The sequence below is a fragment of the Cecembia sp. genome, assembly GCF_007126775.1.
GTDB lineage: Bacteria > Bacteroidota > Bacteroidia > Cytophagales > Cyclobacteriaceae > Cecembia.
Genome location: NZ_SLAP01000144.1, coordinates 1 through 10,628, shown reverse-complemented (window position 1 = coordinate 10,628; position 10,628 = coordinate 1). Strand labels below are relative to the sequence as shown.

9 protein-coding genes are annotated in these 10,628 nt (G+C 40.7%); 3 read left to right on the top strand and 6 right to left on the bottom strand.

Features of this window, described 5'->3' with window-relative positions; all coding sequences use genetic code 11:
* The 6 genes from QZT73_RS09750 to QZT73_RS09725 all read right to left on the bottom strand — a co-directional run.
* Positions 1-620: Rossmann-like and DUF2520 domain-containing protein (locus QZT73_RS09750; RefSeq protein WP_291787861.1), on the bottom strand; the 620-nt coding region annotated here is incomplete at its 3' end.
* 89 nt (positions 621-709) lie between these two features.
* Positions 710-3,244: a cytochrome c biogenesis protein CcsA gene (ccsA, locus tag QZT73_RS09745; RefSeq protein ID WP_291780893.1), complete on the bottom strand. Its 2,535-nt coding sequence runs from the start codon at positions 3,242-3,244 to the stop codon at positions 710-712.
* A gap of 29 nt (positions 3,245-3,273) precedes the next feature.
* Positions 3,274-3,690 (bottom strand): cytochrome c maturation protein CcmE, encoded by a 417-nt coding sequence (locus tag QZT73_RS09740; RefSeq protein ID WP_291780891.1) that lies wholly within the window; start codon positions 3,688-3,690, stop codon positions 3,274-3,276.
* Positions 3,691-3,734: 44 nt separating this feature from the next.
* Complete coding sequence (locus QZT73_RS09735) at positions 3,735-3,977, bottom strand: CcmD family protein (RefSeq protein ID WP_291780886.1); 243 nt, start codon at positions 3,975-3,977, stop codon at positions 3,735-3,737.
* Entirely contained in the window at positions 3,974-4,681 is a 708-nt protein-coding gene (gene ccsA / locus QZT73_RS09730; protein WP_291787859.1) for a cytochrome c biogenesis protein CcsA, read from the bottom strand. Before ccsA (QZT73_RS09730) ends, QZT73_RS09735 begins: the two co-directional genes overlap by 4 nt.
* A 123-nt stretch (positions 4,682-4,804) precedes the next feature.
* A complete protein-coding gene (locus QZT73_RS09725) occupies positions 4,805-5,470 on the bottom strand; it encodes a heme exporter protein CcmB (protein WP_291780880.1) in 666 nt (221 codons plus the stop codon).
* Between the two features lie 241 nt (positions 5,471-5,711).
* On the opposite strand from QZT73_RS09725, the gene QZT73_RS09720 reads away from it, so the two are divergent.
* The 3 genes from QZT73_RS09720 (at position 5,712) to QZT73_RS09710 (ending at position 9,965) form a co-directional block, all read left to right on the top strand.
* Positions 5,712-7,241, top strand: a complete 1,530-nt coding sequence (locus QZT73_RS09720; protein ID WP_291787863.1) for a M81 family metallopeptidase — start codon at positions 5,712-5,714, stop codon at positions 7,239-7,241.
* Between the two features lie 203 nt (positions 7,242-7,444).
* Positions 7,445-9,328, top strand: coding sequence for a molecular chaperone HtpG (gene htpG, locus QZT73_RS09715; RefSeq protein ID WP_291780877.1), 1,884 nt, complete (start codon positions 7,445-7,447; stop codon positions 9,326-9,328).
* Positions 9,329-9,596: 268 nt separating this feature from the next.
* Positions 9,597-9,965 (top strand): hypothetical protein, encoded by a 369-nt coding sequence (locus QZT73_RS09710; RefSeq protein ID WP_291787856.1) that lies wholly within the window; start codon positions 9,597-9,599, stop codon positions 9,963-9,965.
* The last annotated feature ends 663 nt before the right edge of the window (positions 9,966-10,628 follow it).

Genomic DNA, 10,628 nt, shown 5'->3' with positions numbered 1-10,628 from the left:
CTAATGGTTTCAATGATCAAAGGCTTGAGCATTTCGTAATCAAGGCCTTTTCTGTTCATAATTTCTTCTGCCAACCGCAACATATGATTGGAAAAATTACTGGCAAAAACAGCCGCAATGTGCAGGGCCATCCTATCCTTGGATTTGATCGTGTATTGTAAAGGAGAAAGACTTTTGGCCAGCTTTTTTAATTTTTGTAAAGTCTCCTGATCGTCTGATTCCAAGAGAAAGGGCACCTCTTCAAAATCCATTTTCCGATCTTTGGTAAATGTCTGTAAAGGGTAGAAAATACCCGTATAGGCAGCAGAACTATAACCCAAAATATCCATTGGTACCGACCCCGATGTATGGACGAGAATACTTTCCTCTGGCAGAATAAGCTCGTCTGCCAAGTCGGAAATGGCCTGATCACTGACTGCAAGAATATAAATTTCCGCCTCAGATTCAGAAAAATCAAGATCTTCTTTGGCTTCAGCAGTATATAAGTTTTTGATCAGGGATTTGGCTTTTGTCAAATCCCTGCCATATATCTCAGTGACTGTATGCCCGGCTTCCTCTAAAGCAGGTGCCAAATGCCAGGCTACATTTCCTGTTCCCAGGATAGCAACTTTAAACTTCATACAGGAAATATAAAAGTTTTTTGACGGATCAAAAAAAGGGAATGCAGATGTTTACATTCCCTTTGAAGATTTGTAGCAAAACGCTCATATCAATTGTTTTCCAGCCCTTTATCTCTCATCTTCTTAAATTCGTCGTATCTTCTGTATATCGCTACACAAAAACCGATCAACATGATGATGGTTCCTATCCAAAGGATATTGATCTGAGGTTTTATAATGGCTTTGAGTACCACATAATCTTTTTGGTATCTGTTCACTTTGAAGGAAAACTGATTGGTTTCGGGAAGTATGTTTTCTACCTCTACTTTCACACCCAATTCATGATCAATGGCGGGAATCCTTCCTATTTGGTTTTCCCTGATAATGAAGATAGGCTCCAGGTATTTCTCTACATCATAATCCTGAACCATCAATTTGGCTTTGACGGCCACATCTCCATCTCTCAAGGCAACCCCATCTATCTGAGAAAGGACCTCTCCTCCCTGAAATTCGGTTACAAAATCAGCGATGAAGAAATTCTCTCCGGGGGAAACATCGTATAATTCATCTTCTCTCCATTCAGGATCTTCAAAGTCATTGATGGCCGAAACAAAAGTATACAAATCCCTGCTTAAAAATCTTCTGGAATCCGGAGAAGATATCAAACCCATTTGGGGATTGAATTGGGACATGGGATTCAGCGTAAACTGATATTGATCCTCCTTGTAATAGTCAATTTGAAAGTAATCGTTTTCTTCCAAGATCAGCGGAACCCTGTCCCCTTTCTCAAAATACAACTTATTCCTATAAACAATATCCTCTAAAGCAATGGCTTCATTGACATTATCGGTGAATTTCAGCTTGTTCACATTGACAAGGGTTGGCATGCCTTTGACCTTCTTCTGTCTCCCTCTGTAGATAGCTGTATAATCTTTGATCTGTGTGGGTTTGTTGATCCATAACAATACATGCTCTTTATTCAATTCATCCTCCCAGCTGTTGCTATAGGTCAATCCGGATAGATTATAGGAGATCACTTCGGAGTACCCAGAGGAGAACATCACTCCAATAAGAATCATACCCAAACCTATGTGTGCAAGTGACCCCCCTGCTAATTTAAATGTTGATTTCTTGACCAAGCGGTACAGAATGGTGGCATTGGCTACAATGGTAAATGTACCCGCTAATGTTACCACAATATAAGAAAGGTCATACACCTTTCCGAATACAATGATAAGTGCTGAAATTACTACTGCAATAATATAGGGCATTACCAAAGCCTCCCGAAGTGCTTTACCGTCCATTTTATTCCACCAAAAAAACTGGCCCACGGCAGTGAGTAAAGCCACTACTACAGCAAACCAAAGCTGGAATTTCGTATAAAACCCTACCTGATCAGCAGGTGGTGCCATATTGGAAATACCTCCGAACATTTCTACAATGGCATTCCACACTGGTATGGAAGTGGGTAGAATCACCTGGAATGCCATCAAAGCAAGTGTAGTGGCCCCAATAAATATCCAAAACTCTCTGGAATAGACGGAGGCCTCTTTTTCTGAGGTAGGAATATGTTTCCAATGCCTTATGGCCAAGAAAACCGCTACTGCAAGGAAAAACAACATGTAGATCAGCAACTGACCTGAAAGCCCCAAATCTGTAAAAGAGTGGACGGAGGCATCTCCCAATACGCCGGATCTGACCAAAAAGGTAGCATAAAGTACCAATATAAAAGAGGCTATGATAAGCACCATGGAGGATTTCAAAGCTGTACTGCTTTTTTTGAAGGTAATCATGGTATGAATTCCCGCCACCAAAATCAGCCAGGGAACATAAACTGCATTTTCTACAGGATCCCAATTCCAATACCCCCCAAAATTAAGGGTTACATATGCCCAATACGCTCCCATGATGATACCCATCCCTAGGACCATGGCGGAGAAAATTGCCCAAGGCAAAGCCGGACGCACCCATTCTGTATATTTCCTGGTTGCTAAACCTCCCATAAGGTAGGCAAAAGGAATCAGTGTGGTTGCATAACCCAGAAATAAGGTAGGCGGATGGATGACCATCCAAATATTTTGAAGCAGAGGGTTCAAACCTGTACCATCCTCAGGCACAAAATCCGGATTAATTTGGAAAATTGGAGCGCTCATTGCATCTCTAATCAGGATAAATGGAGAACTACCTATCTTCAAATCTCCGATAACCACACCCAATATCATGGAAACAAGAAATGCTTGCACCAAGGCAAACACCAGCATGACCGGACCTTCCCAAAATTTATTGGTATGAATCAAAATGAGTCCCAATAAGACATTCCATACAATCCAAAGAATAAAGGATCCTTCCTGACCTTCCCAAAAAGAAGAAATCATGTAATGCACAGGCAATGCCATGGAAGAATGCGAATACGCATAGAAATATTCAAACCTGTGGTTATAAATGATTTCAAATAAAGCTACAGCAATGGAGATACCTGCGACGGAATGAACATAAAATGCCACCCGACTAAATCGTTTCCAAACAGGCTTTTCCAGTTCCTGCGCAAAGGTATATTGGTAATAACCATAAGCAGCAACCAATGCGCTAACAAAAGCCAGGATTACCGCTAAATGTCCTACATTACCTACAAAGGTATTGATCATGTTTTTTTGAAATCAAAGGATAAATTCATTTACATACCAGCAGTGCTGATTTCATTTTCCTGATACTTAGATGGGCATTTCATCAGGATTTTGTCTGCGACAAACAGCTCCTCGTTCTTATAAGAACCGATTACCACTACTTGTTCCGCTCTTGAAAAATCAGGTGGCACGGGTTCGTTGTAAAAGACTTTTTGTTCGGTACCATCATTGTCCACCATCATGAAATAAAATGAAGTTTTATTGGGGTTAACCTCTATTCCCTCCACTGTGCCTGAGATATTCTTCTTCAATTCTCCCACCACATGGATAGGTTTATCTTCTCCTTTCATCTTCATTGCCTTGGCAGTGGAGAAACTTTCATAGGTGCTGGCATCACCGATCATAGAAACGATGATGATGATTGCCACTGCAATGATTCCAAGTCCTAAAATATGCCCTTTTTTCATATGATTTAATCAATAGTCTGCCCCTCAAGGCAGTTTCATTTATTTTATTCCTGAAGTAACTTTTCAAGTTTACTTATTTTTTTGTCCGTATTAATAATGTATATGACAATCCCCGCAAATACTATTATAATGATACCCACTAAAACATAAATCTTCCCCTCAGACCGCATCACATCGGCCATTTCTATTCTATTGTTCTGATAGTCTGCTTCCGTAATTTCTATCTTTTCCTGAGCCATAGCCTGTAAACTAAAGGCCAGGAAAAATATTAACAACCATTTTTTCATGATACCTGATTAATCAACCTGTCTTCAATTTTTCTTTCTACTCTTCTAAGCCTTACACGTACAGAACTTATCCAGGTTCCCAAAAGTGCCCAGCCGATAATTGCCGGATAAAACACCAAACGCAATTTGCTATCCAAATCATAAGCGTTAAAACCCGGATTACCCCCGTTTCCTGGATGCAAACTATCCGTCAAACGGGGAAGTACAAATATCAAGGGTATGAAGGCAGCAAATGCAAATATGCTATACACTGCGCCTATACGGGCTCTTTGGTGTACATCGGTCAAAGAGTTTCTCAACACCAGATAAGCAAAATACATGAGCAAACCAATCGCAGATGCATTTTGCTTGGGATCGCCGGACCAGTAGTCACCCCATGTGAATTTGGCCCAAATCATACCTGTCACAATCCCCAATACGCCAAAAAGTATGGCTGCATTGGTAAATTCTATGGCCAAATCATCATGCTTAAGGTCATTGCTCCTGAGGTATTTGACACTGTAAACTACAGCTACCACCAACATGATGATCATACCAAACCACATGGTCACATGGAAATGCAGTGCTCTGATGGTCTCATTCAGAATGGGTAATCGGGGCACATCAAGTAGTAAACCTGCTGTTAGGGTGTAAGCCAGTAAGGCAATGGTCAATATTTTCCACCAACTCGATCTCATCGAAAGATTTTGCTTATTTAAGTGCAAAAATACGTCATAAGTTCCTGATTCCTGTGCTTTTTATGACATAAGTTTATGAATGTTATCCCCGGTATGACCAATCTCTTATTTTAGGACACCAAAAAATGGGGTTCAGCAAAAAAGAAAAACTCAACTCCTCCACAAATACGGGAATAAAATATAAGCGGTTACCGCAACGATGGCATTGATTGCCAAAAGGGTTATCAACTTGTCTACGCTGACAGACCAATCCAAACCATCGATCGCATTTTTAGAGACCCTGATAGCCATCAGCAGAATAGGAATGATCACCGGGAAACTCAATATAGCCATCAAAGTGGCATTATTGCTTGCCTTGGATGCAATCCCTGAAACCATGGTCAGACAGGCAGAAAAACCTATGGCACCCAATAATAAATTCAGTACAAACAAACCTTGGTCCTGTACTGGGTTTCCAAGTATTATGCTGAACACCAGGTACCCCAATAAGGCCAAAACCAAGGTCAAAATCGTATTGTACAGAATTTTGGAAATTATAATAGCCTCCGGTGATGCAATCATATAATAATACAATTGTCTGCCCTGATGCTCCTGTACAAAGCTCTTGGCTACCGCATTGACTGCCGAAAAAAGAATGATGATCCAGTAAAGTGCATTCCAGGTAGGCACCGCAATGTTGCCTTGCTTGGCTCCTACACTGAGATAAACAATAAAAACTGCTGAAACCACATACAACAAAATCCCATTGAGGGCATATTTCTGCCTCCATTCTAAGGTAAACTCTTTGATGATGAGGGTCCGGATTTGTTGGAACATGCCGCAAAGATAGGGGAAATAAGATGTATATAAAGGACAAAAATAAGCAAGGCATAAAAGCCAAAGAATGATGTCAATTCTTTAAGATGTTTCAAACCCAAAAGCAACCTGCATTTTTTTGACCTATCATAATCCAATTAACAATTGGTATTTATTGGGACAAATCCCGTATTTTGAGGGTTCACCAATCCATTCAAACCTCGTGAAAACCTTTTCAAAATTAAGCTTATTTGGAATTATCATGCTTTTTGTTCTTGGCTGTAGCTCAAAAGAACAAACTGATACACATACAGAAAGGCTTCCCAAAATTGCCATTGCCGGAATCGCCATAGAATCCAGTACCTTTTCCCCTGCCGTCAGTGAGATGGATGCCTTCAGGGTAAGCAGAGGAAATGACATATTCAACCTTTACCCTTTTCTTGCTGATGACACTCCGAATAGAAATCGTGCTGATTGGTTTCCAGCGCTTTATGCCAGAGCAATACCGGGAGGTGCTGTCACAAGAGACACTTACGAATCCCTGATGGAAGAAATGCTAGATATGCTCCGCGAAAATGCCCCTTATGATGGAATGTTTTTTGATATTCATGGAGCCATGAGTGTCATTGGACTTGATGATCCGGAAGGTGACATGATAGTCAGGATAAGAGAAGTAATTGGTGATGAAACGATGATTTCCACTTCTATGGATCTTCATGGAAGTGTTTCCTGGCGCTTGGCTGAAAATACAGACCTTATTACCTGTTTCAGAATGGCGCCCCATGAGGATGCTATGGAGTCCAAGAAAAGGACTGTAGATAATCTCTTGGAAAGGCTTGAAGGGGGAATGGGAAAGCCAGCATATAAGGCTTGGGTTGCCGTTCCGATTTTGTTGCCTGGAGAAAAGACAAGTACAAGGGTAGAACCGGCCAAAAGTCTTTATGACAAAGTAGCCCCGATTGCAGATCAGAAAGGCGTAGTGGACGCTGGGATCTGGATAGGCTATGCCTGGGCAGATGAGCCCAGAAATCAGGCCTATGTCATGGTAACCGGTGACGACCAACACCAGGTAACCGAAGGTGCAGCCTATTTGGCCAATAGTTTTTGGGAAGTAAGGAAGGCATTTGACTTTATTGCTCCCACTGCTAGTCTGAAAGAATCCCTTGATAAAGCCATAAAAAGTGAAGTCCACCCTTTCGTAATCAGTGATATGGGCGACAATCCTACTGCCGGAGGAGCAGGGGATGTGACTTGGACATTGAGAGAAATTCTTAAAAGACCTGAATTCCAAAACCCGAATGGCAAATCACTGATTTATGCCTCCATTCCTGATGCCGACTTCGTAGAAAAAGCCATACAAGCCGGTGTGGGAGGACAGGTAGAAGGGTATGCAGGTGCAAGAGTGGATGACCGTTATTCTCCCCCCATCCTCCTTAAAGGTCAGGTTATGGCCATTGAACACGGGGATCCCAATGCCCAGACTGAAGTGGTGGTCAAGGTGGGCAGCCTGTCTGTGATCGTAACCAAAAGAAGGAAACCCTATCACAGAGAATCCGATTTTACCAATTTGGGACTGAACCCAAGGGAGGCGGATATTCTGGTGGTGAAAATAGGTTATTTGGTACCTGAACTCTATGACATGCGGGCTGATTGGATCATGGCATTAACCCCTGGAGGAGTGGACCAAGATTTGGAAAGAATGGAATTTAAGCGCATCAACCGACCCATGTTTCCCTTTGACCAGGATATGGAAGATCCGGACCTGCAACCCAAACTGGTGCCTGTGAAGTAATTTACAATTTATTAAGTGTATTTCTTTTGTGACTAGTATTTAGATATTGGATATTTATTTCGCCGAAGGCATATTTCTACCTTATTTCACCGAAGGTATATTTCATATAAACTGCCAAAATGACATTTTTTACCCTTTGGAACGGGGCTTGATGAGGCTGTATTGTCAAAAATGTTTATCAGTAACTTAAAATCAATATAGCTATGCAGGAAAAAGGTACCATCTCGATTCATACCGAGAACATTTTCCCTATCATTAAGAAGTTTTTGTATTCAGACCATGAGATTTTTCTCCGTGAACTGGTCTCTAATGCAGTAGATGCCACCCAAAAGATCAAAAGATTGGCCCAATTGGGACAATACCATGGAGAACTGGGCGATGTTACCGTGGAAGTGGCTTTTGACAAAGACAAAAAGACCATAACCGTCTCAGATAAGGGATTGGGCATGACCGCAGATGAAATCAAAAAGTACATCAATCAGATTGCTTTCTCCGGTGCTACGGAGTTTGTGGAGAAATTCAAAGAAGCCAAGGATGCCAATGAAATCATCGGTAAATTTGGTCTGGGTTTCTATTCAGCCTTTATGGTGGCCAAACAAGTAGAGATCAACACCCTTTCATACCAGGAAGGAGCAGAAGCAGCCCGTTGGACCTGTGACGGCAGCACGGAGTTTGAAATCTCTGCAGGTGACAGAAAGACAAGAGGCACGGATATCATCTTGCACATCAATGAAGACTCTGAAGAGTTTTTGGACAAATGGAGATTACAGGGCATTTTGGATAAATATGCCAAATTCCTGCCTGTGCCAGTGAAATTTGGAACCAAAACAGAAAGTATAGAAGATGGTGTAGATGACAAAGGGGAGAAAAAATGGAAGTCTGTTGAAGTGGACAATATCATCAACGATTCCACACCTATCTGGACCAAATCTCCCAGCGACCTGAAAGATGAAGACTACCTGAATTTTTACAAAGAACTTTACCCGATGAGCGAGGATCCGCTATTCTGGATTCACCTCAATGTGGATTATCCTTTCAACCTGACAGGAGTATTGTATTTCCCTAAAGTCAAAAATGACTTTGAATTCCAAAAAAGCAAGATCAAATTGTACAGCCGTCAGGTATTTATCACCGATGAAGTGAAGGACATTGTACCAGAGTTTTTGATGTTGCTTCACGGGGTAATTGATTCACCGGACATTCCTTTGAACGTCTCAAGGAGCTTCCTGCAATCAGATTCCAATGTGAAGAAAATCAACAACTACATCACCAAAAAAGTGGCGGACAAGTTGGCAGAACTCTTCAAGAAAGACCGCAAAGTCTATGAAGAAAAATGGAATGACATTGGTCTGTTTGTAAAATACGGCATGATCAGCGAGGAAAAATTTGCTGAAAAAGGCAAGGAATTCACTTTGTTGAAAAATACCAATGGGGAGTTTTTCACACTCACAGAATATAAAGATAAAGTCAAGGCCCTTCAAACGGATAAAAATGAGCAGGTGGTTTACCTCTATGCTACCGATTTAGCCAAGCAGGATGCCTTTGTTCAGTCTGCCAATAAAAAAGATTACGATGTATTACAAATGGATTCTCCTATTGACAGTCACTTTATCCAACACTTAGAAACTAAAGAAGAGAAAACTTCATTGAAACGTGTAGATGCAGATGTGGCTGAGAAATTGATCCAAAAAGAGGACACGTATGACAGCCTGCTAACAGAAGAGCAGTCCAAAAAGGTGAAGGAAGTATTCGAAAAAGCCATAAATAACCAAGCCTACAGTGTAGAAGTTGAGGGATTAAGTCCTGAGGAAATGCCTGTGACAGTGACCATGGAGGAGTTTATGCGCAGGATGAAGGAAATGGCCCAGATGGGCGGAGGTATGGGCTTTTACGGGGCCATGCCGGACAACTACAAAGTCGCCATCAACGGCAACCATCCTTTGATTGACAAGATTTTGAAAGCAGAGGCTGAAGAAGATCAGGCAAAACTGGCCAAGCAGGCATTTGACCTGGCTTTATTGGCCCAGGGCATGCTTACTGGCAAAGACCTGACCGCCTTTGTCAAGAGAAGTGTGGAGTTGATTTAAAATCAGTAACCATACCACCCTCCAAGGGTTCCGAACCCTTGGAGGTTTTTTTTATTGAATATATTTTTTAACCACAAAAGAACACAACAGTCACAAAAGCTCCCTATACTCCCAAAGAACCTTCTTTTGTTCTCTTTTGTCCCTGTTGTGGTTCATAAAACAAATCGAACTGTTGTTTTTCAAAATGAGGTATTTCTTTTTTCTATCAAAACTTTTTCCAACAGGACAAATGTGACCTACTTCCCGTCTTAAAGAAAAACAGAGTCCTATGCGTTTCTTTTTTCTGCTCTTTTTCCTTTTCTTTTCTGTCAGGTCTGCGGCACAAGTGGCCCAGGATGATAAACCTTCCCTATTGCTTTACCCGGAAGTTTATGAGGTAATCCACCTCATAAATACAGTAGAAAGCCAAAAATTGATTGCTGAAATACTGGGCGATTCAAAGCAGGTGCTTTGGAAAGCTTTGGAAAATGAAATCATTTTAATCAAAGTCCATGCCTCGCATAAGGATTCTAAAAAACCGGATGAAAAGCTTGAATCTTGGCTCAATCAATTTATCGAATTCACCATTTTATCAAATAAAAATTATGGTAGAGAATACCTGCCTCAGGCGTATGCTTGGTGCTTGAACAAGCCATAAATGTTTATTTTTTTTGTTCTCTTTTGTCTCTTTTCCCAACTTTCGGGACAGGTTGTGGTTCAAAATAAAAAGCTTTTGCCGATAAACCTTGTATATTCCAACTGCTGAAGCAATCAATTTTTTCAAACACAAAAGACCACAATAGTCACAAAAGCTCCCTGAATTACCCCTAGACCCCAAAAGCCCTCCTTTTGTTCCCTTTTGTCACTGTTGTGGTTCATTAAAAAATTGACAAAATAGGATGTTTCATTTTTATATGGAAGCTATTCATTTACACTATCACAAATATCATCTATCAATTATAAACTATTGATATTCAACACATTAATAAATTTTATGGGTTAAATTTTTATCGCTGTAAATCAGCAGGTTAACTGTTGAAAGGAAATATTTTTTAGTTTAAAACTTGACAACTAAGCTATTTTTTTTTGATTAGTGAAGAATTAGTTGTTACCGGTAAACTTTTAATTCAACTCATCAAAGGTTGATGAGATTTGTATCCTTAAAATTTAAAAGTATTATGAAAAAATTAATTGCGGTTTTAAGTTTTGCCCTTTTTGTATTTGCTTCAGTTCCTATTACAGGAATTGCACAGGAAAGTTTACCAGACCCTGATGGTGGAAAGGGACCTAAATATGTATTTTGTGTAAAGACTGCCAAAGT

Bases quoted from the DNA above. Each gene is read 5' to 3' on its own strand.
- ccsA (WP_291780893.1), bottom strand. From the start codon at position 3,244: ATGATCAATACCTTTGTAGGTAATGTAGGACATTTAGCGGTAATCCTG.
- QZT73_RS09740 (WP_291780891.1), bottom strand. From the start codon at position 3,690: ATGAAAAAAGGGCATATTTTAGGACTTGGAATCATTGCAGTGGCAATC.
- QZT73_RS09735 (WP_291780886.1), bottom strand. From the start codon at position 3,977: ATGAAAAAATGGTTGTTAATATTTTTCCTGGCCTTTAGTTTACAGGCT.
- QZT73_RS09725 (WP_291780880.1), bottom strand. From the start codon at position 5,470: ATGTTCCAACAAATCCGGACCCTCATCATCAAAGAGTTTACCTTAGAA.
- QZT73_RS09720 (WP_291787863.1), top strand. From the start codon at position 5,712: ATGCTTTTTGTTCTTGGCTGTAGCTCAAAAGAACAAACTGATACACAT.
- htpG (WP_291780877.1), top strand. From the start codon at position 7,445: ATGCAGGAAAAAGGTACCATCTCGATTCATACCGAGAACATTTTCCCT.
- QZT73_RS09710 (WP_291787856.1), top strand. From the start codon at position 9,597: ATGCGTTTCTTTTTTCTGCTCTTTTTCCTTTTCTTTTCTGTCAGGTCT.